23 protein-coding genes are annotated in these 24,533 nt (G+C 53.3%); 14 read left to right on the top strand and 9 right to left on the bottom strand.

The window, feature by feature from the left end:
* The first annotated feature begins 192 nt into the window (after positions 1-192).
* The 4 genes from GOX63_RS07560 (at position 193) to GOX63_RS07545 (ending at position 3,920) form a co-directional block, all read left to right on the top strand.
* Positions 193-789 (top strand): SET domain-containing protein, encoded by a 597-nt coding sequence (locus GOX63_RS07560; RefSeq protein WP_217356185.1) that lies wholly within the window; start codon positions 193-195, stop codon positions 787-789.
* Between the two features lie 75 nt (positions 790-864).
* Complete coding sequence (locus GOX63_RS07555; protein ID WP_170327466.1) at positions 865-2,052, top strand: hypothetical protein; 1,188 nt, start codon at positions 865-867, stop codon at positions 2,050-2,052.
* 70 nt (positions 2,053-2,122) lie between these two features.
* Positions 2,123-2,767 carry an SET domain-containing protein gene (locus GOX63_RS07550; protein ID WP_170327467.1) on the top strand — a complete coding sequence of 215 codons (645 nt, stop codon included), beginning with the start codon at positions 2,123-2,125 and terminating at the stop codon, positions 2,765-2,767.
* A 52-nt stretch (positions 2,768-2,819) separates the two neighbouring features.
* Positions 2,820-3,920, top strand: a complete 1,101-nt coding sequence (locus GOX63_RS07545; protein WP_254435905.1) for a polysaccharide pyruvyl transferase family protein — start codon at positions 2,820-2,822, stop codon at positions 3,918-3,920.
* A 709-nt stretch (positions 3,921-4,629) separates the two neighbouring features.
* Here the strand turns inward: GOX63_RS07545 and GOX63_RS07540 are convergent.
* The 3 genes from GOX63_RS07540 to GOX63_RS07530 all read right to left on the bottom strand — a co-directional run bounded on the left by GOX63_RS07540 (position 4,630) and on the right by GOX63_RS07530 (position 10,219).
* Positions 4,630-4,932: an SH3 domain-containing protein gene (locus GOX63_RS07540; protein WP_170327469.1), complete on the bottom strand. Its 303-nt coding sequence runs from the start codon at positions 4,930-4,932 to the stop codon at positions 4,630-4,632.
* Positions 4,933-5,580: 648 nt separating this feature from the next.
* On the bottom strand, positions 5,581-7,623 hold the full coding sequence (locus tag GOX63_RS07535) for a dockerin type I domain-containing protein (RefSeq protein ID WP_170327471.1): 2,043 nt from the start codon (positions 7,621-7,623) through the stop codon (positions 5,581-5,583).
* 217 nt (positions 7,624-7,840) lie between these two features.
* Entirely contained in the window at positions 7,841-10,219 is a 2,379-nt protein-coding gene (locus tag GOX63_RS07530) for a calcium-binding protein (RefSeq protein WP_170545390.1), read from the bottom strand.
* Positions 10,220-11,287: 1,068 nt separating this feature from the next.
* Between GOX63_RS07530 and GOX63_RS07525 the strand changes: the two genes are divergently transcribed.
* Entirely contained in the window at positions 11,288-11,770 is a 483-nt protein-coding gene (locus GOX63_RS07525) for a hypothetical protein (protein WP_170327473.1), read from the top strand.
* Positions 11,771-11,976: 206 nt separating this feature from the next.
* On the opposite strand, the gene GOX63_RS07520 is transcribed toward GOX63_RS07525, so the two are convergent.
* Positions 11,977-12,186 (bottom strand): hypothetical protein, encoded by a 210-nt coding sequence (locus GOX63_RS07520; protein WP_170327474.1) that lies wholly within the window; start codon positions 12,184-12,186, stop codon positions 11,977-11,979.
* A gap of 627 nt (positions 12,187-12,813) precedes the next feature.
* Between GOX63_RS07520 and GOX63_RS07515 the strand changes: the two genes are divergently transcribed.
* Positions 12,814-13,458 carry an acyl-homoserine-lactone synthase gene (locus GOX63_RS07515; protein WP_170327555.1) on the top strand — a complete coding sequence of 215 codons (645 nt, stop codon included), beginning with the start codon at positions 12,814-12,816 and terminating at the stop codon, positions 13,456-13,458.
* 318 nt (positions 13,459-13,776) lie between these two features.
* Here the strand turns inward: GOX63_RS07515 and GOX63_RS07510 are convergent, their stop codons facing one another.
* Both GOX63_RS07510 and GOX63_RS07505 read right to left on the bottom strand, forming a co-directional pair.
* A complete protein-coding gene (locus GOX63_RS07510; protein WP_170327475.1) occupies positions 13,777-13,929 on the bottom strand; it encodes a hypothetical protein in 153 nt (50 codons plus the stop codon).
* Between the two features lie 65 nt (positions 13,930-13,994).
* Positions 13,995-15,248, bottom strand: coding sequence for an MFS transporter (locus GOX63_RS07505; protein ID WP_170327476.1), 1,254 nt, complete (start codon positions 15,246-15,248; stop codon positions 13,995-13,997).
* Between the two features lie 182 nt (positions 15,249-15,430).
* Between GOX63_RS07505 and GOX63_RS07500 the strand changes: the two genes are divergently transcribed.
* Positions 15,431-15,718, top strand: coding sequence for a hypothetical protein (locus GOX63_RS07500; protein WP_174825901.1), 288 nt, complete (start codon positions 15,431-15,433; stop codon positions 15,716-15,718).
* 289 nt (positions 15,719-16,007) lie between these two features.
* A complete protein-coding gene (locus GOX63_RS07495) occupies positions 16,008-16,223 on the top strand; it encodes a hypothetical protein (RefSeq protein WP_170327325.1) in 216 nt (71 codons plus the stop codon).
* Positions 16,224-16,275: 52 nt separating this feature from the next.
* On the opposite strand, the gene GOX63_RS07490 is transcribed toward GOX63_RS07495, so the two are convergent.
* The gene (locus GOX63_RS07490; RefSeq protein ID WP_254435883.1) at positions 16,276-16,905 is read right to left on the bottom strand and encodes a response regulator transcription factor; all 630 of its coding nucleotides are present in this window, start codon (positions 16,903-16,905) and stop codon (positions 16,276-16,278) included.
* Positions 16,906-17,124: 219 nt separating this feature from the next.
* Between GOX63_RS07490 and GOX63_RS07485 the strand changes: the two genes are divergently transcribed.
* The 5 genes from GOX63_RS07485 to glyA all read left to right on the top strand — a co-directional run bounded on the left by GOX63_RS07485 (position 17,125) and on the right by glyA (position 22,827).
* Positions 17,125-18,366: an aminotransferase class V-fold PLP-dependent enzyme gene (locus GOX63_RS07485; RefSeq protein ID WP_170327324.1), complete on the top strand. Its 1,242-nt coding sequence runs from the start codon at positions 17,125-17,127 to the stop codon at positions 18,364-18,366.
* 28 nt (positions 18,367-18,394) lie between these two features.
* On the top strand, positions 18,395-19,591 hold the full coding sequence (locus tag GOX63_RS07480) for a malate--CoA ligase subunit beta (protein WP_170327323.1): 1,197 nt from the start codon (positions 18,395-18,397) through the stop codon (positions 19,589-19,591).
* Positions 19,591-20,478 carry a succinate--CoA ligase subunit alpha gene (gene sucD / locus GOX63_RS07475; RefSeq protein WP_170327322.1) on the top strand — a complete coding sequence of 296 codons (888 nt, stop codon included), beginning with the start codon at positions 19,591-19,593 and terminating at the stop codon, positions 20,476-20,478. Before GOX63_RS07480 ends, sucD begins: the two co-directional genes overlap by 1 nt.
* Positions 20,478-21,449, top strand: a complete 972-nt coding sequence (locus tag GOX63_RS07470; RefSeq protein ID WP_170327321.1) for a 2-hydroxyacid dehydrogenase — start codon at positions 20,478-20,480, stop codon at positions 21,447-21,449. The genes sucD and GOX63_RS07470 overlap by 1 nt, the downstream gene beginning before the upstream one ends.
* A gap of 82 nt (positions 21,450-21,531) precedes the next feature.
* Positions 21,532-22,827, top strand: a complete 1,296-nt coding sequence (gene glyA, locus GOX63_RS07465; RefSeq protein ID WP_170545387.1) for a serine hydroxymethyltransferase — start codon at positions 21,532-21,534, stop codon at positions 22,825-22,827.
* A 62-nt stretch (positions 22,828-22,889) separates the two neighbouring features.
* Here the strand turns inward: glyA and GOX63_RS07460 are convergent, their stop codons facing one another.
* Positions 22,890-23,264, bottom strand: a complete 375-nt coding sequence (locus GOX63_RS07460) for a hypothetical protein (RefSeq protein ID WP_170545384.1) — start codon at positions 23,262-23,264, stop codon at positions 22,890-22,892.
* A gap of 49 nt (positions 23,265-23,313) precedes the next feature.
* On the opposite strand from GOX63_RS07460, the gene GOX63_RS07455 reads away from it, so the two are divergent.
* Entirely contained in the window at positions 23,314-24,114 is an 801-nt protein-coding gene (locus GOX63_RS07455; RefSeq protein WP_437436604.1) for an alpha/beta fold hydrolase, read from the top strand.
* 4 nt (positions 24,115-24,118) lie between these two features.
* On the opposite strand, the gene GOX63_RS07450 is transcribed toward GOX63_RS07455, so the two are convergent.
* Positions 24,119-24,493, bottom strand: a complete 375-nt coding sequence (locus tag GOX63_RS07450; RefSeq protein ID WP_170545382.1) for a rhodanese-like domain-containing protein — start codon at positions 24,491-24,493, stop codon at positions 24,119-24,121.
* Between the last annotated feature and the right edge of the window lie 40 nt (positions 24,494-24,533).

The following is a 24,533-nucleotide window of genomic DNA, read 5'->3' as shown; positions in this document are numbered from 1 at the left end:
TCCAACGCCGGAGTAATGTTGCTGTGCTTTTGACGCCTGGCCAAGTAAGCGCACGAACCGGGGTTGAAAGGCGGGTAGAAAGCACGTTTTCAACATCACGCCCGACCTTCTGGATCAAAAACGGCACGGTTGCTACCGGTATGCTTGTAGGGTACTGCCCCAGTGGCATCCCAAACCGCGAAGAGGATCCTCGTGGAATTGTTGAACTCCCTCAAAAATAGAATTCTAAGAACATTCGGACGTCGACAAGGTGCCAACGAAACTCGCACTTTTCCGCCCGAAGATGCGCCAACATTATCCGTGGGAAAATCCGATATAGATAGGCAGGGTTCGTTCGCGACGTCTGACATCCCAGAAGGCCAGCTCATTAGGCGCATGAGCGGCGAGGTGCTAAGCTTTGAAGAGGTCCTTAGCCGGATTTTGAGCGGTCAACTGTCTCCGGACGACCCACTGCAAATTGATGCAGATCTGTACATTGATCTGGATGCCCAGTCTTTGGCTATTAATCACAGCTGCTCCCCAAACGCCGGGATAAGAGGGCAGAATGAGCTGGTTGCCATTCGCGATATTCGTGCAGGGGAAGAGGTGACCTTCGACTATTCCACAACTGTCAGTTCCGACGTGGCCGCCGAGGACTGGAGCATGGACTGTCAGTGTCATTCCGCGAATTGCAGGCAGACAATTGGCAATGTGCTGACGGTCCCGGAAGAGATGCTGGAAAGATACACCCGCCTGAATGTGTTGCCACAGTATATTCAGGCCGAGCTTTCCAAATCACCCGATAGATAGAAATGTCTCTAAGGATCGTGCTAAGTAGCCAGAAGATCGCCTCCGAGCTCTGCCAAAACCTGATCTGGAATAGGAATGACGACTTTAACATTGGAGGTCGAAGACGCGCCGTCCTTGGACCGACAAACCATCATCCTTCATGATGACAATGGCGGCAACATTCGCGTGCAAACCGAATTAAGCGCTCCCAGGTCAGATCCTCTTACGTTGGATGGCCCGCTGTGCCTGGTTGTTTTCCACGCTATGCAGCACTGTAAACGGCTGAAAATAAACGGCGTCATAAGCGAAAAGCTCTATCGCAATATCGTTGCTTTTCAGGAAGCTTGGCATTGTCACTACCCAACGTGGTATCAGATGGTAGAGATCGAGCCAGAAGGCATCGCCAGATCCGATGATACCGCACGAGAGACAGAAAACCGTGGTGTGATCCAGACGTTTTCAGGCGGGGTGGATTCGATTTTCACCCTGCAAAGACCTCAGAGCCCTATCAATTCTGCAAATGATGGAACGCCTAGGTCGGCCGTTCTGGTTCACGGTTTCGACATACCTCAGTCCAATCAAAAAGACTTCGACATACTTCGCAAACGTGTCGAGAAAATAACCGATGCAGCCGGCGTCGAGTTGCTTGTCGTCAAAACATCGCTCCGTGACAGTTTGCCGTCTAATTGGGAACATAGCCATGGTGCCGCGCTTGCCGGGATCTTGCATCTTTTTGCACACGACAATTACGCGGGGGTAATCGCCAGTTCGGACCCCTATAACTACGTCAGTTTCGTACCGCATGCATGGGGGTCCAGCCCGGCAACTGACTATCTGTTATCGGGCGACGAATTGGAGATTATTCACGACGGTGCAGGATATTCACGCCCCCAGAAAATTGCCTATTTGGCAGAAGAATGGCGTCAAATGCTGGGTCTGGCGCAGTTTTGCTGGGAAGGAAAAGTTCGCTCGGAGAACTGCGGAGAATGCGATAAGTGCATTCAAACGCGTTTGGCTCTCAGGGCCGCTGGTCAGGATGAACTTATTTGCTTTAAGACCAAGTTCGAGCGCCGCATGATCAACCGTCTTAAAATCAACGATGGGACTATGGGTGATCTGCTGCCTTTGATTGATTTTGCAGACGAGCAAAATTGCTCTGAACCGTGGGTTCAGGATATCAAGGAACAGGTCAGTCCCTTTATGCCGACAATGTACAAATCAGATGGTTCTCTCGCACGATCGTTAAGGTATTTTCGGTCTGCCGTCCGAGAACTTATATCCTGACAACGACACAAACCCAATGTCTTGTTCGGCTGTCCGAGCACGCCACAAACTAACGTAAGAGAGCAGCCACGTGATACATCCCGATACAAAGCTGGTCGCAATCAACGACGCCACTGGCTCGGGAATTGTAGCAACTGCCGATATCTCAAAAGGTACAATAACTTGGTGCCGAGACGCGCTGGACATCGTGCTGACACCCCAAAGCACCGAGAGCCTCCCAGAAGTCCTCTACAACGACTTTTTGAAGTACGCCTACCGAAATGATCAGGACCTCTACATATTGAATTGGGACAACGGCCGATATCAAAACCACAGCTGTGACCCAACCTCATGTCTGGTCCGTGACTACGACTGCGAAATCGCCATTAGGGATATCCATGCGGGCGAGCAGATCACGTCGGATTATGCCACATACAATGTCGGGGCGGAGTTTGAGTGTGGCTGCGGATCACCAAAATGCCGGAATATTATCGACCCTCGGGATAAAGAACAAAGATGGCTCGACCTTCAACCGAAAGTATTCGATGCTCTGGAACTTATGAACAACGTCCCACAGCCCTTGTCGTCTGTTGCGCTGAACTTCCCTACGCCTGAACAGGCGCTAATGGGCGCCACGCAAGAGCAATGTCCCAACCACAATCGCCCGTCTTCTTTTGCAAGGCGATTACGCGCGCGGTGGGATGCTCTCGCTGAAAGTAAGTGGCCATTACGCTGAGGGATTGAGGTTTTCGGATCCTACCGCTTTCACAGCGTAACCATTCGTGCAGATGGTTTTTGTGATCTGGTGGAGGACTGGAGTTTGGGTTGCAGAAAGCGTGCGTCTTGCCATGAACGTGATAAAGAACAAGAAAAAGTTCGGGGTAGAAAGTACGGCGTTTCACCTCAGCTCGCCCTTGCAACGCATCGAAACTGCATTGGATGATGTCCTTGGCAGCGAACCGTCGCCCAATTGGGCGCTACTCGATTTCCCTGCGCATGCCAATGTAGGGGACAACGCAATTTGGCTTGGTACGAACAAACTGCTCAGGAACCACTTCGGTCGAAGGCCACGTTTTGTTTCAAGGACATTGATTTACCCGACAAGGTTGCGGGAATTCATGCCTGTTGGGACAATTTTTCTGTTGGGCGGAGGCAATTTTGGAGATATGTGGGAGTGGTATAGTAGCCACCGTGCAAATACACTCAGGTTATTTCGCGACTACAAAGTCGTGCAATTGCCTCAGTCTATACACTTCTCAGATGAAAACGGAGAGGCGGTTAAAGAGACACAGGCGGCTATTGCAGAACATCCTGATTTCACCTTGTTGGTCCGCGACACAGCCAGCCTGGAATTTGCCCGGAGGAACTTTGATTGTACTTCCGTCCTTTGTCCTGATCTGGCTTACGCACTGGGCCCTCTCGCGGCAAAACGAAAACCTTCTGTCCCGATCCTGGCTTTGACCCGTGATGATCGGGAAAGAAAAGCGGACTTGTTTGGCCAGCAAGAACAGGGAAGCATTCTGCAGGTTGCGGACTGGGCGCATGAAGAACGATCGCAATTACTAATTGAAACGGCACCCAAAATCGCAGAGTCAGCACCTTACTCATCTGCTTTTCTTATGCGTCTCGTTGACAACGCTTTTTGGAATTGGAGCCGATCCAATTTACAACGCGGAATTGAACTGCTTGGGTCGGGTCAGGTAGTCGTAACAGATCGCCTGCATGGCCATATTTTATGTAGTTTGATGGGCAAGCGTCACGTAGTGATGGACAACTCCTATGGTAAGATATTTGGGTACCTGGACACGTGGCACGGGAATAAACTTGCTTCACGTGCCTCTACATCGTGCGAAGCGTTGTCGATAGCAGAGGGCCTACTGCAAGAATAATGGCTTCGTCAAATGTCGAACCCTGTCAGGAGCAAGAGAACAAATGATCATTGTCGACTGCGTCGCCAAACGGGCCGAATATCCCGACGCCTCAGCATGATCAAAGGCGCACAGCCCATTCAACTACCTTTTAGACATGGGAGTCCTCCGAAACTCGCTTGGCCTCAAAGTGATTATGACCACGCCCGAATAACACGACAAGAAAACTGCGATTGCTCAGGGCATCACGCACCTTGTCTCGAAAGTGCTTTTTAGATCGGGACCTTTGTCTTCGCATACGAAAACTGAGTGCTTTGACCTCCCGCCCGAGGCGATTTCGACAGTGCAGCGGGACGATCCTGACGTATTTGAAGAGGTTGAGACCACCGATCCTTACGCGGAGGACGTGAGGCGGCGGCGCTTTGGCCTAGCAGTCACTCTGGGCACTGGGTTAGAAGCTAAGCTCTCCTTCGACCAGTCGAGCTAGTGGACAACGAATTTTAGTTTTAAAACAGTAACTTTGTTGCGTGCCCCAGACATCTGGCGGCTCCAAACAAGTATCTGCTCTTTGCTGTATACGCCGCAACCCTATCGAATGCACCTCTATGGGCTCTTCGTGGCTCAGAACCTGACTAAATCTCTATATGGGCGAGCGTCAACCGAGCTGAAACGAATTTTCCCATCGGAATTCCCAGGCGTCGTCAAAACGACTGCGCTAACAACTATTGAATCAGATTTTTCGCAAGTATGCCCAGGAGACATAGCCCTTTAGCCCTCGCGCGCGCTGCAGGGACACGCGACACCAACGGGTGCCACCGGTCTGCTCACAGCTATGAACTCGCAAAGCGGTTCCATTTGGAAGACCTACGATCACGTTGAAACCTGTTCCAGGTCCTGCACGCAGTTTCAGCATGTCTCCATTTTCAACGCCAAAAACCTCGTATCGACCTAGAGAAGCCGCCGCTGCGGATTCAGCTTCGATAATGGCACCTAGGAAAAATGCTGCTAAGGGTAAGAAGATCGCACTGCGCATCACATTGACCTGCCTGTTGCCTCTACTCCAATCCTAGCGAAACAGATCATCTAGCGGAACTACCTAACAGCAGAATGCGCACTTCTTGACTGCGTACGAAGCAAATTCTCCACTTTGCGGGAGGTTTGGTTTACTCCAATAAAGTGACACTGAATTCAAGTGCGGGCAGCTGTCCAGTAGCCCGTCGCCGAATTAGGTTACGTAGAAATACTTTGAACTGGAGCGCCTTCCAATGTCGAACGTCAACCGCTTTTCTGGTCCAACTGTGACGGCTGGATCAGGTTCGTGTGACATTCATCAGGATACTGTGGAATGTCACTGATCTTTGACTCAATTGACGACCAAAACCTCAATAAATCGGTCAATCACGTCAAGCATTTCTGACCCAAACGTCAAGCATTTCTGACCCAATATAAATGGCGCTCATTCATCGACGCTGCAGCCAAAATCCCAAGAAAGCCCAGTACTTCCGATTCTGCGCTTCACCAAGACTGCCGGAAAACGCAGAATGCTGACATTTGAACTGCAAGGGCGGCCCGTTTGCTGCAAGGAGTATTTTCACCTTCTTTTAGAGATGTCCATACAGAGAGCGAACTCGTTCAATCCAATAGGCTTCACATGCACAAAGTTCGGGGATTTCCCGTTAAATTATAGCTGTTCTATGTTTCCCAATAGGATTGAAGTTGCTTCAATTGAAAAATCCCCATTCAACGCAACTACTGAAATTTTAGGATCATAGTGCGTTGCGTCGGCTGTTACCCCTGAAATATCGGTATTGGAATCTAAGAATATCCATTCCGCATCATTTTCTATTGGCAACCCCACTGAGGCACGCAGAATGTCTAGTGCATCCCAAGCGTTAACTAACCCGTCCCTGTTGATATCTGCAGCGATAAAGTTTTCTGGTTGAGCAATCCCCCAAGTTGGCTCTAAACCGACAGACATGCGTAGCACTTGTAGGGCGTCGAGTGCGTTGATTTCTTGGCTATTAGTCGAGTAGGTTTTTATGATTTCAATTTGACCCACCTGCGAGCCAGCAGGCAGGTCTAGATCAAACCTACCTTGGGCATCAGCTTGCACAACAATGGGATCATTTCCTTCTTGAATGAAGTGAACTTCCGCATCCCTAATTCCAGGATTGTCCCCAACAGTGCTAACTGTCACCAATCCATTTACTCCGGAAGAACTTTTTGAATTGGAGAAGTTCTCGTTTGGACCATTCGGCAAGCGAGTGGGTGCGTCAAAGAAGTCTCCGACCACGTCAGTTTGCGAAAGAGATCCGCCGTCTGCGCTTTGTAACACTATTGCTTGACCACGAAAGTTAATTTTTGCCCCGTCATCAGTACGTATGAAATCCAACTGGTTTGGAAAACGCAACTGCCCGAAATCAGACATGTCCAACCTGTCGACTCCCACCTCAAAATCAGTGATGATGGTAGTCCTACTCCCATTTTGCACAACGAAAGTGTCAGCCCCCTGGCCACCCGTCATGACCGTTGTTCCACTCCCGGCGACAAGTATGTCGTTTCCACTTTCTGCGCGAAGCGTTGAACCACCCACGCCAACAAGAATGTCATCGCCGTTTGTGCCCGATTGTATACTGTCGCCTTCTATTACACTTCCCAACTTGTCCAGCGACAGGGAGAATTGTGAAATTCCGTCCATTTGCTGATTGGCCGCGAACACTTGCAGCTCATTGCCGACCTGGACAGCGGAGAGAGTTTCGACGCTTCCCAATCCGTTTTGCTCAGTACCTTCTGTCGTTTCCAAGTGCACCAACTGGCCACCGGGTACCAAGGCAAATAGACTTATTCCGGTGTCATCCCCACCAGCGAAAACAAAAACTTGGTCACCAAAGGTGGTGACTGCGATATCTTGAATTGAATTAAATTTCGTGCCGTCGCTATCCAGCACATGATCTGTTGGTATTAGACTTCCATCTGAACCCAGTTCCATCACAGAAATCGAATTGCTGCCCGATCCCGCAACAAGCACCCAAGAACTACCGTGCGCCTGGATAACTTCCATTGCGCTTGGAGTATTCAACGCCAAGTGCGAAATCGCATCAGAATTGTCTACTTTGATCAGCTCCCCTGGCTCAGTGTCGACCTGATAGGTAACCACTGAGTGCGTTGATAAATCTGCGGACAGGACCAACGTATTGGAGGCCACTTCAACGGTCTCCAAAAAAGCCGGTCGTCCTATTTCAGTATCCAGCTCTACAAAGGTACCAGTTTCTTCGATACGAAACGTAGAAATTTGGCTTCCACCTTCTGTCGCAGCGACGAAATACTCCGTGTTGCCAACGGAGTAACTAGTCAACAAAGTGAATCCTCCACCTTCTGTCGGCAGTTGAAACTGGTGTGGATCACCGATCTCCCCAGTCGGCTTTAAGCTATATCCAAACATTGATCCCGACGAACTAATATCCAGAACAAGTAGATTTTCATTGACTAAGTCTGCAACTTCTATCGTCAAACCGCCATCCAATGAAATATTTGAATCAAATACTTGAGAATCCATGAAAGTGGGAACACCTTCGCTGTTTAATTGCCAAGCCACCAACCCGCCGCCAGAACCAGAAGTACTGTATAGATAAGTTTCCACTCCAAACTCAATTGAAACCAGATCGCGAATTCCGCGATCAAAAAAATCGAATCCGGTCGTCAACGTCCTTTCAAATTCAATCATGAAATCACCTTCCTAACCGCATCACTTCTGCAAATACGGTCGCGCAAAATAATTAACGGCGAGATAAACTTGCTGCATGGGCTGGGATCTTAGAGCGTCATTTACTTAGAAATTTACGGGTTTTCCTTGAACTGCTAGCAACGCACAATACACTCAAACGAAAAGCAAATTCCCGCCAGGAAGTACCTACTGACTTTTGCGCTAATTTTGACCTCAATTAGACGAACTGAAAATCATCAGCAACAAGGGCCTCTGGCGACACTCCTAAAATTGCAATAGGAACATCATCCAGTTCGACAAGAGTGTCGTTGCCGTGTTCAGTTAGCGTTAAGTCCTCGAAATTCGCGCTCGTCACATTGATCTGAACAACATCCACACCGTGTTCGAAGTCGTAGGCGCTATCAAGGCCCTGGCCCGGTCGAAAAACAAAAACGTCTGCCCCTTCGCCACCGATTAGCAAATCATCACCCCATCCTCCATCGAGGACATCGTCACCAGCACCGCCTTCCAAAATGTCAGCGCCATCCCCGCCCGAAAGGGCGTCGTCACCCATCCCCCCGGACAACACATCATCACCCGCGCCCCCTTTGATGTGATCGTTGCCTTGACCGCCCACTAGTACATCTTGGCCAGCACCACCATCTATTCGGTCGTCATCAGTACCACCATCCACGTAGTCGTCACCGTTTTCCCCAAGAATTTCGTCTTCGCCGTCGCCACCAAGCAACCGGTCATCACCTTCACCACCGAATATTTCATCTGCCCCCAGGCCGCCGTTTACAATATCGTTGCCAGTCCCACCCAAAAGAACGTCACCAATTGTATCGCTTACTCCTGCAATCAGAATATCACTTCCGTTACCTCCCGAAATATAGTCAGCTCCGCCGCCACCTTCGATATAGTCATTTCCATCATCACCCAGAATTTCCTCATGGGAATCCGATCCCATCAGAGTGTCACCTATCTTAGATCCAGCAACTTGGTCATAGGGGGTTAAAGTGATCTCCACGACCTCATAAGGATCCAGCTCAATAGCCACGGCACCAGCGTCACCAAATAAAAGTTCTTCGACATCTACGGTAACGTCGGTCTCACCAGCAAAATAATAGTGGTCAAGACTTGTCGCCGTTTCAGGGGTGTATCCGGGCTTTAAGAGAATGGTGGACGGCGGCGGAAGGTATGTTCGGTAAGTGCCTTCTTCGTAGGAAGATATTTTCCTGGAGCTAATCACCCCCAAAGCGAACAAGTTTTGGAACTTCGCTTCCAAAGATAGCCTTTCAGCTTCATCGATGACTCGGAGCTTATTACGAGAGTTGGGAACCAAATTGCCATTCTCGTCGTATTCAGCCCGATCACTCAAACCGTCTGAACTCCCGTCGAGGATTCCGAGTTGGCGAACAGATATGAAGTGTCTTCCTTCCACCAATTGGTCCAAGTCTAGATCAACTGACACACCGAACTCTTCCGTTCTGTTGGAAGCGTAAAGAACAGTTTTCCCTTCCCCGGTAAAAGCGTTTATTTCAATAGGGCGGTGATTGTCAGGCAGCCCACCCAAATCCATCAGAGAGAGTCCAACCCCATCCTCGTTAACCAAGCTTTCCCTCATCCAGGAAAAAACCTGACCAGCAGGTGAACGATGAACCCGGCTGGCCTCAGTAATGCCACCAGCAAATGAATTGTAGTTTCTATTCAGAACCGACCATATTTCCGCTGCGTCTACACCAGATTCCAACATGGTCTCGAACATCTCAAGAATTACCGACGCCGCCTTCAGACCTTGCTGAGTAATATTGGCATTCTGAACATTCCATTCGGTAACGTGATAGTCTAATTCTTGTTCAAAATACTTGTACCACATATCAGGTCGTGACCCGATTTCCCGGTTTTCATAGTAACCGTCAGAGAAAGTATTATCCTCTCCGTAGCTTTCATAGAAATAATAGTGGGAAACTACTCCATCCACCGCTTCACTCGCGACGGTTGGCTGAAATCCATCCGACAAATCTTTGTTGGCATCAAAATGCTCAATGATCTCCTTGTTTTTTTGGTCCATCGTGCTATCTGGACCAACATGCCACGGCGGCGCTGTTTGCACCAAGATTTTTGGGTCATAATCAGCGATAGGGTTTTCAGCATTGTATGCGCCGTATGCATTTGCGAGATACTCTGTCGCCAGTGCTGCATCTCTTCCGTACTCGGACGCTTCTTGAAAACTCCAATACTCGTTGCTAATTTCTATTGTGGTCAAAAGATCGCCGTTTGGCCCCAGTTGTTCATACACCGCCTTGACAAATTCCGTCATTTCTGACTGGTTCACTAATTTTTCTCCAACGGGAATACTCAAAGTGAACGTAGTACCTCTTTCAGAAACCCAATTCAGAAACTCAGTCAGATTTTCGTTTAACTGGCCATCAATCAGATTTGTAATATCTTCCTTTTGGGCACTACCCGAGGGGTAACGCAAATGAGTGACACCCAGCATATCAAAGGCTTCTCCGATATTTGGAAACATGCCTCGAAAATTCGCGCCAAAATGGTTCTCGCTGACGGTTTCTGAAACTGCGCCAGGCGTTAACTCGTAGCTATAGCTGACCATTTCACCCCCACAATTATACCAACCCGAAAAAAACACTCCAAAGTTACATTGTGAGATAAAGTCTGATTTTTCAAAGAAACAACACAAAGAACTTGTCTGATAATAATCTATAATTCTTTGCACTTTTTAGTATTTTTCGACACAGGCGGGATCGACTCGGCTAAAGTGGGAACAGTACCTTGGCGCGGGATTCTCTGCTAATAGATGACCATCGCATTGAGTACAGCGGCTAGGAGAAAGACCTTTGAGCATCTAGCGCATCGGGTTGTGAGACGTTTCGGGGACTTGAGTCTGCCGAAACCGATTGCGCCATTTGTCCCGGCGTTTGTCTTACTTCGTAGCTGTCTTCTGCAGTTTCCTAGTTGCCCTTCGTCCTTCAGCGGGCCGCTGTACAGTCCTTTGCGAACAGATCGAGCCACCCGCCTCACCGGCAGAGAGCTTCGGTCAAGCGGACCCAGTTGTCGTGGAGGCACGCAGCATCGCACTTAATCCGCAGTAGTCAGCCCAATCTGGCGTTAGCACCGCCTTTATTTGACGCCCATGCTGATCGCAGTTCGGGGTACCTAAACGTGGGGCGCATCAAGCTTAACGGTTTTCTTCTCGCGTATTCCGCCGACAGGCCAGTCACGACCCGAGCTAAGACACCTTTCTCGCTCCATCACTTCCAGGGATCGTGAAGCGTTTTGTGCGTACCATTCTTAACAGTAACATCACGCCAACGTAAACCATGGCAGTTTATGGACTATTGTCTCGCTCAGGACGCACTGATCGTTGACCCACGGTTTGCCATGAGGCTTAGCGCAATTGGGGCCAAAGCGCAGCGATAGGGCATCAGCAAGTCGATAGAGATCACAGATGGCACCACTCGTTTCACAGATCATGTTCCGCAAAATAACGGGGAAATCAACAGGCGCTGAGCCTAAACTTGAAACTAACCGATTCCCCGAGATGTCAGTCAAGAAGGTCGCCTACCGGCGAAGCAAGATATAGAAAAACTCGATAGCATGTTAATTCAACGTTATTTTTTTACCTCCATTTTATGATTGTCTTTAACGAAAGGTCGGTTATTTGTTCTGCCCCACAACAACTCCTTTTGATATCCAAGACATCACTCCAGTGCTGTCGAAGCCACTTAGAGAGGTTGAGACTGCTTGGGAAATTTTGCGGCCGCACTTCGGAGTTCAGTTGCACTTTGGTTGCGGTAGAACTGTAGCAGTCCCAAACTTCTTCGATGTCATTGCAATGAGGGTGTTGACGGAAATCCTTGTCGCCCCTCAAAGCACTGATAAGCTGACCCAAATTTCGGTGAGAATAGCTGAGGAAGTTGCAATCATTCTGGACCAGCGTGAATTCGAAAATCCGTTCGAAGAAAAGCAAAGAGCCGTAGTCCTTTTCCGCCTAATCTCCTCATTTAACAGAGGAGACTTCCAAGCCGGAGTCAGACTTGACTTCAATGAATTTTGGGTTATTGCAATAGGTATAATTGACGTATTTAAGAAGGTGCAATTAGCCATTGAGAGCAGTATTGGCACTGACACACGGTGCGCATAAAGACGCTTCATACGTTATTCCGAACGACCCGATGTTATTCATAAATAAGTATATTTACTTGATATGATAGAATCTCCTCTCGCTACGAAACCTTCTGACATAGCTTTCGAAAAATTGATTTTAACCGCATTCCAAAGTTTTGAGCCTCTCGAAAAGAATTAAAGCCTCTTGCCTCGATTCGGTTGGATTCAATAATCTCCTAGTTCCTATTTTGAGACAGTCAGCTCTCTGGTTTTTTTTGTACTTTCTCGAATTAGGTCGTTGACAAGGCTTTTTTCTTCTTCTGTTAAGCCAGCTTCATCGCAAAAAACTGAAAGTGCAGTGCGCAAACCATGCAGTACATTATGGTGATTGTTCAGCTTTGCGTCATTAACCATTTCTGATACTGCTGCGACGAACCAATGGTTGTTTTTCATGAAACACCTCAAGTTGTTTTTACCAACTTCAGCGTGACCTGGTTAATGCTCGGTTAAATTAGTCCACACTTCTGGCGCTTTTCTATGCCTCACCTTCTCTATGCCTCGAGATTGGTCCACAACATACGTATTGACAACCTGCCTTATCGCTTGAGCAGTGAGAAACATCCCCTCCGCCTCGAGCCTTAGCTCGATGTCGGTGACCCGTTGCAAGAAATTCTCATCCATCACCAAACTCCTCATCTCCACATTTGCGCCTAAATTGAACCGATTCCGTTAACGAGTGGTAAATTGTCCAGTAAATTACAGTCATCCCTATGTATTACGTGTGAAGCTGCCACAATATGTATGATTTCTTGCATTCAATCGGATATGCACACAAGATTTGTTTCCAAACCTTGCTCAATACGCTTAATTTTTTTGAAGCTCATATCTTGAAACAGATAAGGGTGTCGAATTTTCTTGCGTGTCACGTTGGCGCGATGGTTAGTGAATTAGTATCGCCTGTGATGCTCTTTTCATTCATTAAAGGTAAACGAGACCTTATCAGACTCTCGGGATAAAGACGAACAATTAACCACATTCCATCACCACTTGTTTCCATCGCAGAATCAGGAGGTGAGTTTGATGCTCAGGTATGTTTACGGGGACGAATTACCAAAATTTTCATTGCTGTCTGAAGGGATGTTCAAGGACAGAGCGGATCAATTCAAAACTAGGCTGGGGTGGGATGTCCAAGTAAATTCTTTGGGGGAGGAGAGAGATCAATACGACGAACTGAACCCTCTATATGTAATCTGGCAAGAGCCAGATGGCAGCCACGGCGGATCGATGAGAGTTCTGCCAACGACAGGTCCAGTGATGATAAATGATGTATTTGGGCACCTTACCGGCGGTTCTCCAGTGCGAGATCCTCGTATTTGGGAAGTAACCCGTTTCTGCCTGTCGCGTACAGCAAGTCCGCGCACAGCAGGAGCCATAATGCTAGCCGGTGGAGAGTTGATGGAAAAATTCGGCCTCACTCATATTGCCGGTGTATTCGACGCGAGAATGATCCGAATATATCGTATGATTGGCTCTTCACCGATGCTCTTAGGGTCGGAAGGGCAAGGTCGCGAACAAGTATCAGTGGGACTTTGGCCTTATTCTGCGGAAGATTGCAATCGCGTCGCCAGTAGAGCCGGGGTTTCCAGAGAACTGTCCAAGCTTTGGATAAATTTGGCCCTTGGTCAATTGAGGCCCGTCAGGGAACAGTTTCAACGCTCGGCTTAAAAAGCAGAGGTTAGAGATGGGTTCCTGAGCTAAGAGACGAGTTTACAATGGCGCCTTTAAGTTGTTGCTATTGTTGATTCCCCACGGATAAGCAGCACATTTTTACGCAAGGCAGTCAACAACTGTGGTTCTGTTGCAGCTTCTTCGACTAAAGCTTCGCAACATGGCTTTACCCAGTCAGATGAGGCTGCTCACCGGCGGCCTTTGCGCGTCTTTCGGCGGATGTCTTTGACAACCCGATCGACCGTCCGCTTGTTGGTTCCAGCTTTCCTTCTCAACTTCACTCCTTGACGATTCAGATGAGCCAGATACCATCCTTTATGCAAATCCGCTAATCAGGCCCACAGTTGCTGATGCCAGACAGACCAACCGTCCAGCAGTGTGACGGGCATCATCCACGGCCTGTGCAGTCAGGAACTCGTAATCCTCTTTGCTGCAGTCTTTCATCTGGGTGAAGCTAACTTTTTTCATCCGTGCCTCCCTGTTAAGTGAATTGCAGACCAACCGCGCCGTTGAATGCGCCCAGAACTGGAGGTCTAGGCCTCTCCATCTTGTTGAATTGCATCTTCTTCCTGAACCCAGCTTTCGGCTTGCAGAACACCCGGTTGCCCGGTGCCGATGAACCCCACAACTTGCACCTCTCCGGTCTCCGCGGGCGCCTCGACCTGATAGCGTCGGATGAGGGCAACCACTGCAACGGAAATACCAACACCGGCCAAAAGAAACTGCAGCCCCCTGCCCCCATGCAGAGTGATTGAGTTTGGACCTAGTATCGTCCCCATCAGCAAGCCAATATTCAGCAGCAACACCATTGTGCCGCTGGCGGGTACGATCTGAGACAGTTTCAGCTGGTCGTTCGCATGGGCTGTCAGGATGGAATAGGCAGGGTAAAGTCCGATCGCGACCAGAACAAATCCGTAAACAATATTCGATGTCGAAGTGTCGATGGCCATCCAGAGGCTGGCCACAGCAGCCACTCCCCCCAGGCCGATGATCACGTAGCGTCTGTCGGTATGATCGGAAATCCAACCAACCGGGTATTGAACGGCGGCACCGGCAATCAACGCCGCAACAAGCGCGCCCGATGCCTGCGCTGCCGTAAATCCTTGCTGCAAAGCATAAAGCGGCAGCGTGATGTAGGATGCAGAAACACCGATACTAACGATGACGATGCCAATCACTGCAACGGGCGAGACCTTATACAACCGGGTAACAGGCATTCGTTCTGGGGCGGTGTAGTCCGGTGCTTTGTTGCCGGACAACAAGAGCGGCACAATTGAAAGTGAGATCAGTATTGAGACGACACCAAACAACAGGTTGCCTGTTGGGTCAGGAAACCCGACAAGCGCTGTTCCCAAGGCGGGGCCAGCAAGCTGAATAATGAAATAGAGCGACAAGACCTGTGCACGAATGCTGTTGTCGGACTTTGCGTTCAGCCAACTTTCGGTAATCACGTATAGGCCCGGATAGCAAAACCCTCCGAGAAACCTCATTACGCTCCAGCTGACAGAATCGCTGGTCAAAAGGTGAACAATCGCAGCGATTGAAACTAGGGACGCGAGTGCAGAAAACGCCCGAATATGACCGACGTTTTCTACCAACCTTGGGGCCAGTGCCGTGCCCGCAAGCGCGCCGAGCGGATAGCTGGCCTGCATGATCGATATGGTGAAGTCGCTGAACCCGAGGCTCGCCCCACGAATTGTCAACAAAGTCGCCAAGAGGCCGTTGGCGACCATCAGCATGAGCATGCCAAGAAACAAAGCCCAGTTTTCGTTCAAAGCGCGTAGCATACCCAGCGGCTATCGCGGGGAGTTGCGCAAGTATAACCTTCCCGCGACATCGCGATGTCGCTTGAAAGAAAGTGAATTGGCGGAGAACCAGCTTTCGATTAATCAGCCGGCAGATATGTTCAGGGACCTTCAAATGATGCGCGCGATGCCGTGTGAGAGCGAGAAAAGGACAAATCAGCGGAGTGGCAGTACGAACACTGTTATTGACCCAGAACAAGAAGGCGCGGGCTCGGCGATTACTCCGCGCACGTCACATTCTGGATCACTACTATACCGGCCCTGCCAGAGATGACCGGGTGCTGGAGATCTGGGGCTATACTGATCGATATACCTACCGCCCCGGGGACACGGTTGAGTTGCACTTCTCGACCACGGTCAGGACCTGGTCGCTGGAGGTTGGCCGGGATGGAACAGACTATGTGCCGGTCCTGCGCGATTTCGCAACCTATGGATGTTCGGCGCCGCCGTAACAAACTGCGGACATCGCAGTATGTGTGTTATGTAAAACCTTCAACTCAAATTCACCTACAGGTTAGGTTTCTTGCAAGATCTGTGCTGTTCTCAAACTCAAAATCTCAAAACGAACAGCTTGCTTAGCCACAGTCTCCAAGCATCTTGATCGCAACCAGAAGGCGGGTGATTTCCTGTTCAGTATTGTAGCGACAGAATGAAATGCGGATACAGTCCGGTAGGCCCCGCGGCGTTAGCGCGTTGCCCGAATAGTGATCGACCTTGCGCGTGTGAGTGCGGATACCTTTCATGCGGCACAGAGGCGAACCGGTCGCGGATGGCGTCGATCAGGGCGGGATTATTCTGGATCATGGGTCGACCCTGTCAGTTGGCACGGCGCAAGGCGCGGTTCTTTGGCAACCATTGTCATTGGCGGACGGGATGCAATCTTTCGCATTTCCGGCATCAGACGGTCTGCCGCCGTCGCTGCGGGGTCAGGGTCGGGCGCGGGTGGAACAGCGGTGACGGCCGCGCTGTTCCGCAAGGCTACCAAAGCAGCGCAGTGTCAGCCTGCAAGTTAGCTTCCGGACAACTGCGACGAATAAAAATAGGCAATGGCCTGGGCCCGGTTTTTCACCGCCAGTTTCTCGTAGATATTGGAAAGGTGAAATTTGACGGTGTTGGTCGAAATCTGCAGTTCCTTCGACAAGTCCCGGTTCGACATGCCCTGTGCCAGCGCTTCAAGGATGGCGCGTTCTTTACGGGACAGATTTTGGATCGGGTCCTGCTGCATTTTGCGGACGTCGATGAACGGGAACACCATCTTCCCCGCTGCCACATCGGCGCAGGTTTCCAGCAGGCCTTCCACCTCGCCGGACCGGGCGGCAAAGCCAGCGGCCCCGGCCTGCATCGCCAAGCGCGGGATTTCACCGGTCGTTTCCCCGTAGACAACAAAGCGCGGGGCGTTGGCCTGTTCGCGCAGCACTTCGATCAGTTTCGCCGCCCCCAGCACCGGAAGGTTCCAGTCCACCACGCCCACCTGAACAGGCACCCGCATCACTGTTCCCAGAAACCCTTCGGCCGTGGCCGAGGTCGCCACCAATGAGAATCGCGGGTCGCGCTCGAAGATTTCGGACATGGCAGACAAGACCAGCGGGTTGCTGTCCGCAAGCATGACATCGATCGGACCGTTAGCGGTAGCAGACATCTCATTCACCCTGTTTTTGCCAATTACTACCCATTTGGGTAGGTGGAAAATCGGTATACTTTGGTATTTTTACCTAAATGGGTAGGTAAACCCCCATCCATTTAGACATCCTAAAACAGTAGTAAGTTACGTTGCGTTACAGGGCAAGTCCGCGTTTTCTGTTCGGCAACGTAACACAACAGGCCGCAGGGCCCGAATAACCGCCAAGGATGTCTGACGATGACCTTTCAAATTTTCCCACCGCTCGAAATTCCCGAAACGCTTGCCGCGGGTCCGGGGCCGGGCAACACTGACGCCCGTGTTCTGAACGCCTTTGCCAAAGCAGGCGTCGCAGACCACATGCAGGGCGACGTCCTGCGCGGCATGGTCGAGTGCAAGCATATGCTGCGCAAGATCTGGGGCACCGAAAACGCCTATACCTTCGCCGTGGCCGGCACCGGTTGGAGCGCGCTGGACACCATGTTCTCGGCCGTGATGCCCGGCGACAAGGTGGTTGCCTTCACCAATGGCACCTTCTCGGGCATTGATGCGCTGACTCTGCGGATCAAGGCTGCGACACCTGAAGAGCACGCCGCCAACCCGCTGGACCCACAGGCCGCCAGCGTCACCGTGATCGAAGTTCCGCATGGCCAGCCAGTGACGGGTGAGCTGGTCGACGCCTCTCTGTCAGAGCATCAGCCGAAATGGGCCTTCATGGCGCATTGGGAAACCGGTTCGGGCCGTATCAACGACCTGCGCGGGTTCTCGGACGCCTGTGAGCGTCATGGCGCGATGGGTCTGATTGATGCGGTCTCGTCGCTGGGCGTCGATGACTTCTCGATTGATGACTTCCCCGGCATTGCCGGTTGGGCCTCGTGCCCGCAAAAAGGCCTATGCTGCCTGCCGCTGACCTATGCGCCCGTCAGTTTCACGGACGCCTATATCGAAACCCTGAAGTCAACCGGTGCCTACACCTATGTTCACAACCCGATTTTCGAGGCCCGCCACTGGGGTATCGTCGATGGTCAGGACGTGGAAAAAGGCACCTATCACCGCACCCATTCCGGATACGCGGTCGCTGCTTTCCACGAATCCCTGCGTCTGACCCTGCAAGAGGGTCTGGCAAAGCGCTCGATGTCCTACCGGACCCACGAAAAGGTCTTGCGCGACGCGGTGATCGAGATGGGGTGCGAAGTGACTTCGGATATGCCCAGTCTCATCGTACTGAATCTGCCGCCGGAACTGGCGGGCCGTGAGATGGAACTGGTGCAGAACTGCCGCGCCCGCGGGTTTGGCATCTGGCCCACGCTCAGCGCGCCGGTGCAGGTCCGCATCGGAATCCTGAACCAGCTGAACCGACAGGCCGTCAGCCGGATCGTTCGCCTGTTCGCCGAGGCCCTGCGTGAACTGGGAGGAGAGGTTGACCAAGACTCGATCGAAGCCTTGCTGGAAAGCCGCTACGGCACGTCGATCGCCGCTTAATCACACTGCATGAACGGGAGGAATGCAGATGGATATCCATGAATATCAAGCGAAAGAGCTTCTTTCGAATTTCGGTGTCGATGTGCCCTCGGGCGCGTTGGCCTACAGCCCGGAACAGGCGGCCTATCGGGCGCGTGAGCTGGGCGGCGACAAATGGATCGTCAAGGCGCAGGTCCACGCAGGCGGGCGCGGCAAGGCCGGAGGAGTCAAGCTGTGCAACACCGAGCACGAGATCTACGAAGCCTGTGACGATCTGTTCGGTCGCAAGCTGGTCACACATCAGACTGGCCCGGAAGGCAAAGGCATCTACCGTGTCTATGTCGAATCCGCCGTGCCAATTGACCGCGAGATCTATCTTGGGTTTGTGCTCGACCGGTCCAGCCAGCGGGTGATGATCGTGGCCTCGTCCGAGGGCGGGATGGAGATCGAGGAAATCTCGGCTGAGCGTCCAGACAGCATCGTACGGTCCATTGTTGAACCCGCTGTTGGCTTGCAGGAATTCCAGGCGCGCGAAATCGCATTCAAACTGGGGCTGGAACCGAAGCTGGTGCAACACATGGTGCGCACGCTGCAGGGCTGCTACGCCGCCTTCAGCGATCTGGACGCCACCATGGTCGAGATCAACCCGCTGGTCATCACCGGGGACGACCGCGTTCTGGCGCTGGACGCCAAGATGAGCTTTGACGACAATGCCCTGTTCCGTCACCCGCAGATCGCCGAGTTGCGCGACAAGAGCCAGGAAGACCCGCGCGAAAGCCGCGCGGCGGATCGTGGCCTGTCTTATGTAGGTCTGGACGGCAATATCGGCTGTATCGTCAACGGTGCCGGTCTGGCGATGGCAACGATGGACACGATCAAGCTGGCTGGGGGCGAGCCCGCCAACTTCCTCGATATCGGTGGCGGCGCTTCACCGGAACGTGTGGCCAAAGCTTTCCGGTTGGTTTTGTCCGACGACAACGTGCAGGCGATCCTTGTCAACATCTTCGCCGGTATCAACCGCTGTGACTGGGTGGCTGAAGGGGTCGTGCAGGCGCTGAAGGAACTGGAGCTCGATATCCCTGTGGTCGTGCGCCTGGCCGGGACCAATGTGGAAGAAGGTCAGAAGATCCTTGCCAAATCCGGCCTGCCGATCATTCGCGCCACCACACTTATGGAAGCCGCAGAACGCGCCGTGGGCGCATGGAAAAACGACCTTACTCAAGGCACCAAGATGAGGGCTGTGTAATGAGCATTCTTCTCGATCGTGACTCGCGTGTCATCGTACAAGGTATCACCGGCCGTATGGCGCGGTTCCACACCAAGGACATGCTGAACTACGGCACCAACGTTGTGGGCGGCGTAGTGCCCGGCAAGGGCGGAGAAACCGTCGAAGGTGTTCCGGTCTTTGACACCGTCAAGCAAGCCGTCGAAGCAACCGGTGCGGATGCCAGCCTTGTCTTTGTGCCACCACCATTTGCTGCGGACTCGATCATGGAAGCCGCAGATGCGGGTATCCGCTATTGCGTCTGCATCACCGACGGTATCCCGGCACAGGACATGATCCGGGTGAAGCGATACATGTACCGCTATCCCAAGGAAAAGCGCATGGTGCTGACCGGGCCGAACTGCGCGGGCACGATCTCGCCCGGCAAAGCTCTGCTGGGGATCATGCCGGGTCACATATACCTGCCCGGCCACGTAGGCATCATCGGCCGGTCCGGCACGCTGGGCTATGAAGCCGCAGCACAGTTGAAAGAGCGTGGGATTGGTGTATCGACCAGTGTCGGCATCGGCGGCGACCCGATCAACGGCTCGTCCTTCAAGGACATCCTGCAGCGGTTCGAAGAGGACGAGGATACTCACGTCATCGCCATGATCGGTGAAATAGGCGGCCCGCAGGAGGCCGAAGCAGCCGAATACATCCGCGACCACATCACCAAACCGGTTGTGGCCTATGTAGCTGGTCTGACCGCACCCAAGGGCCGCACCATGGGCCATGCGGGCGCGATCATCTCGGCCTTTGGCGAAAGCGCCAGCGAAAAGGTCGAGATCCTGTCCGCCGCCGGTGTAACCGTGGCCGAAAACCCTGCCGTGATCGGTGAAACGATCGCCCGTGTGATGGAGGCCGCGTGATGGTCAAACCCTCGGTTCTTGTTACCCGTCGTTGGCCTGCCGCCGTCGAGGCGCAGCTGGCCGAGAACTATAACACCGTGCTGAACACCGGGGACAAACCAATGTCCCCGGCCGAAATCCGGCAAGCACTAAAATCTTATGATGCGGTGCTGCCCACCGTCACCGATACGCTGAACGCCGAAGCAATGGATGTGCCCGGCGCGCAGACAAAGATTCTCGCCAACTACGGCGTCGGCTACAGCCACATCTGCGAGCCCTCGGCACGTGGGCTGGGCATGACCGTGACGAACACGCCCGACGTACTGTCCGAATGCACCGCCGATATCGCCATGACGCTACTGCTGATGGTGGCCCGCCGCGCCGGTGAAGGTGAGCGTGAATTGCGCGCTGGCAACTGGACCGGCTGGCGTCCAACGCATCTGATCGGCACCAAGGTCAGCGGCAAGACGCTGGGCATCATCGGCTATGGCCGCATCGGGCAGGAAATGGCCCGCCGCGCCCATCACGGGTTCGGTATGGAGATCCTTGTCTATAACCGCAGCCCGATTGCGCCGGACATCCTGGCCAAGTGCAACGCGACGCAAGTGGACACGGTTGATGAGCTGTTGCCGCAATGCGATTTTGTCTCGCTGCACTGCCCCGGGGGTGCCGCAAACCGTCATATGATCAACGCTCGCAGGCTGGACCTGATGAAACCCGATGCGTTCCTGATCAACACGGCACGCGGCGAGGTCATCGACGAACGGGCTCTCATTCAGTCCCTGTCCTTCGACATGATCGGAGGGGCCGCGCTGGACGTGTTCGACGGTGAACCGCGTATCAATCCGGGCCTTCTGCAATGCGACAACCTCGTGATGCTGCCGCATCTGGGCAGTGCAACGCGCGAGGCCCGCGAAGCGATGGGGTTCCGCGTTCTGGATAACCTCAGCGACTTTTTCCAAGGCCTCGAACCGCGCGACCGGGTGATCTGAAAACCCACCCAAGCGCCAGTCAAAGACCACCGATGCGGCCTAAACGGCGGCATCGGCCCCTCTTCTACAGGAGATTTGCCCCGTGAACGCCCCGCACCGTACCGACGGTTTTTTCACCCAGTCCCTTTCGGACCGTGATCCTGAGCTTTTTGGCTCGATCACATCCGAGCTGGGCCGCCAGCGCGACGAGATCGAGCTGATCGCGTCCGAGAACATCGTCTCTGCCGCCGTGATGGAGGCGCAGGGCTCGGTGATGACCAACAAATACGCCGAGGGCTATCCCGGCCGTCGCTACTATGGCGGCTGCCAGTTCGTCGACATCGCCGAGAACCTCGCCATCGACCGCGCCAAGCAGCTGTTTGGCTGCGAGTTCGCCAATGTCCAACCGAACTCAGGCTCTCAGGCCAACCAGGGCGTGTTCCAGGCGCTGATCCAGCCCGGCGACACCATTCTGGGCATGAGCCTGGACGCAGGCGGTCACCTGACCCACGGCGCCGCGCCCAACCAGTCGGGCAAGTGGTTCAAGGCCGTCCAGTATGGTGTGCGCAAAGAAGACAACATGCTGGACTACGATCAGGTCGAGGCGCTGGCGAAAGAGCATAACCCCAAGCTGATCATCGCAGGCGGTTCGGCCATTCCGCGTCAGATCGACTTTGCCCGCATGCGCGAGATTGCGGACATGGTTGGCGCCTATCTGCACGTGGACATGGCGCATTTCGCCGGTCTGGTTGCGGCGGGTGAGCACCCCTCGCCTTTCCCGCACGCCCATGTTGCGACCACCACCACCCACAAGACCCTGCGCGGCCCGCGCGGCGGCATGATCCTGACCAATGACGAGGTGATCGCCAAGAAAGTGAACTCGGCCATCTTCCCCGGCATTCAGGGCGGCCCGCTGATGCACGTGATCGCAGCCAAGGCCGTGGCCTTTGGCGAGGCACTGCAGCCGGCCTTCAAGGACTACATCAAGCAGGTCGTGGTGAACTCGCAGGCGCTGTCGGATCAGCTGATCAAGGGCGGTCTGGATACCGTGACCCACGGCACAGATACCCACGTGGTGCTGGTCGACCTGCGCCCCAAAGGCGTCAAGGGCAACGCCACCGAAAAGGCTCTGGGCCGCGCGCATATCACCTGCAACAAGAACGGCGTTCCGTTTGACCCGGAAAAACCGACCATCACGTCGGGCATCCGCCTGGGCTCGCCCGCCGGCACCACCCGTGGGTTCGGCGAGACCGAATTCCGCCAGATCGCCGACTGGATCATCGAAGTGGTCGACGGCCTGGCCGCCAATGGCGAGGACGGCAACGGCGAAGTCGAAGCCAAGGTCAAAGCCGAGGTCGCAGACCTCTGCGCTAAATTCCCGATCTATCCCAACCTGTAATCAGGTTTAAAATCAAAGACCTGAGCGGCGCCTGATGGGCGCCGTTCTTTTTTGGGGACGTATCAGATAAACCCCTGCCACCGCAGGAAAATGATCAGCAGAGCCAACAAAGCCAGCAGGTTGAACGCCAACCCGCCCAGCATCCCCAGAAACCACCCCAGACGCTGGTCGGCTCGGTTGATACCGCTTAGATGCGCCTGAACCTCTTCGGACGCGCGCGCGAGTTTCGGAGTATCCAGCACCAGCCGCAGCTTGGGATGTGCCGCCATTTGCTCGGCATTCGCCAGCATCAGCGCCTGCTTGTAAATCCGGCGGGGCAGCAGCCGTTTCGCCTTGCGGATCGAGTCCGCCAGCGTCTTGTCCTTCACCCCCAGTTTCTTGCGCAACAGCTGAACCGTTTGCGCAATCTGGCTTTGGATATCCGTATTTTCCGACATGACGGGGCCTCCGAAGCTGCCAACTTAACCCCCATAGACGAAGGCGACAATGGGGCTGGTTGTTTCTGATCGCGACGGGTATCACAGCCTCATGCTGAACACGATCATACATGGCGAACCGACCGCGAACCCTCCTTTGCTGATTGCGCACGGGCTTTATGGCTCGGCCCGGAACTGGGGGGTGATCGCCCGACGTCTGGCGGATGAGCGGCAGGTTGTGGCCGTCGATATGCGCAACCACGCCTACAGCATGTGGACCGATCAGCACAGCTATCCGGAATTGGCCAATGATCTGGCCGAGGTGATCGAACATTTCGGCGGCGAAGCCGACGTGGTGGGCCATTCGATGGGCGGCAAGGCGGCGATGACGCTGGCCCTGCAACATGGGCATCTGGTGCGGAAATTGGTGGTCGCCGATATCGCGCCGGTGACCTACACGCACAGCCAGATCCAATTCATCGAAGCGATGCGCGCCGTCGATTTCTCGGCGATCGAGCGGCGCTCGGACGCGGCACAGCAACTGGCCGATCAGGGCGTTGAACCCGCGCTTCAAAGCTTTTTCACGCAATCTCTTGATATCAAGGGAAAACGCTGGCTGCTGAACCTTGATGTTCTGGCGGCTGAGATGCTCAAGATCATGGGCTTTCCGGAACAAGACGGGTCGTGGGACGGCCCGGCCCTGTTCCTGTCAGGCGGAGATTCCGAGTATGTGCTGCCCGAATATCGCAATCTGATCCGCGCGCTGTTTCCGGCTGCCAAGTTCGCCAAGATTCCCGGCGCGGGCCATTGGCTGCACGCCGAAAAACCGCGCGAGTTCGAGGCCGCCGTCCGGGCGTTTCTGAACGCCTGATCTTTCAGGCTGTGACCTCACCCCCGCCATTGACCCAATCGGGCAAACCGCCGAGGTTGTAGACCCGCTGGTACCCCATGTCCTTCAGCAGCTTGCCTGCCAACGCGGCGCGACCACCGGCCGCGCAATACAGGACAATCGGGCGGTCTTTCCGAAGTTCCGGGTCATGGGATTGCAAACTCTCATCAGCGCGAAATTCCAACATGCCGCGCGGGATATGATGGGCACCGCTGGCCCGCCCTGCCTGCTGCAACTCGACGGCATCCCGCACGTCCAGCAGCAAACCGCCCTGCCCCAGCAGTTTTTTCGCTGTACCGGTGTCGATACGATCGACCACAGCATTTGCGGCCTCCATCATGTCTTGAACTGTCAGGGCCATAGGCAATCCTCCGGTGATTTCACCGGAGGGTAACACGCAA

The sequence above is a fragment of the Ruegeria arenilitoris genome (genome assembly GCF_013031355.1).
In the GTDB taxonomy this organism is placed as follows: domain Bacteria; phylum Pseudomonadota; class Alphaproteobacteria; order Rhodobacterales; family Rhodobacteraceae; genus Ruegeria; species Ruegeria arenilitoris_C.
Note: the sequence above shows the minus strand (reverse complement) of the source record. Positions and strands in the feature narration are given on the sequence as shown.

Coding starts and splice junctions, on each gene's coding strand:
- GOX63_RS07555 (WP_170327466.1), top strand. CDS start 865: ATGACGACTTTAACATTGGAGGTCGAAGACGCGCCGTCCTTGGACCGA.
- GOX63_RS07545 (WP_254435905.1), top strand. CDS start 2,820: ATGGTTTTTGTGATCTGGTGGAGGACTGGAGTTTGGGTTGCAGAAAGC.
- GOX63_RS07540 (WP_170327469.1), bottom strand. CDS start 4,932: ATGCGCAGTGCGATCTTCTTACCCTTAGCAGCATTTTTCCTAGGTGCC.
- GOX63_RS07535 (WP_170327471.1), bottom strand. CDS start 7,623: ATGATTGAATTTGAAAGGACGTTGACGACCGGATTCGATTTTTTTGAT.
- GOX63_RS07530 (WP_170545390.1), bottom strand. CDS start 10,219: ATGGTCAGCTATAGCTACGAGTTAACGCCTGGCGCAGTTTCAGAAACC.
- GOX63_RS07520 (WP_170327474.1), bottom strand. CDS start 12,186: ATGAAAAACAACCATTGGTTCGTCGCAGCAGTATCAGAAATGGTTAAT.
- GOX63_RS07515 (WP_170327555.1), top strand. CDS start 12,814: ATGCTCAGGTATGTTTACGGGGACGAATTACCAAAATTTTCATTGCTG.
- GOX63_RS07510 (WP_170327475.1), bottom strand. CDS start 13,929: ATGAAAAAAGTTAGCTTCACCCAGATGAAAGACTGCAGCAAAGAGGAT.
- GOX63_RS07505 (WP_170327476.1), bottom strand. CDS start 15,248: ATGCTACGCGCTTTGAACGAAAACTGGGCTTTGTTTCTTGGCATGCTC.
- GOX63_RS07495 (WP_170327325.1), top strand. CDS start 16,008: ATGCGGCACAGAGGCGAACCGGTCGCGGATGGCGTCGATCAGGGCGGG.
- GOX63_RS07490 (WP_254435883.1), bottom strand. CDS start 16,905: ATGTCTGCTACCGCTAACGGTCCGATCGATGTCATGCTTGCGGACAGC.
- GOX63_RS07485 (WP_170327324.1), top strand. CDS start 17,125: ATGACCTTTCAAATTTTCCCACCGCTCGAAATTCCCGAAACGCTTGCC.
- GOX63_RS07480 (WP_170327323.1), top strand. CDS start 18,395: ATGGATATCCATGAATATCAAGCGAAAGAGCTTCTTTCGAATTTCGGT.
- sucD (WP_170327322.1), top strand. CDS start 19,591: ATGAGCATTCTTCTCGATCGTGACTCGCGTGTCATCGTACAAGGTATC.
- GOX63_RS07470 (WP_170327321.1), top strand. CDS start 20,478: ATGGTCAAACCCTCGGTTCTTGTTACCCGTCGTTGGCCTGCCGCCGTC.
- GOX63_RS07460 (WP_170545384.1), bottom strand. CDS start 23,264: ATGTCGGAAAATACGGATATCCAAAGCCAGATTGCGCAAACGGTTCAG.
- GOX63_RS07455 (WP_437436604.1), top strand. CDS start 23,314: ATGGGGCTGGTTGTTTCTGATCGCGACGGGTATCACAGCCTCATGCTG.
- GOX63_RS07450 (WP_170545382.1), bottom strand. CDS start 24,493: ATGGCCCTGACAGTTCAAGACATGATGGAGGCCGCAAATGCTGTGGTC.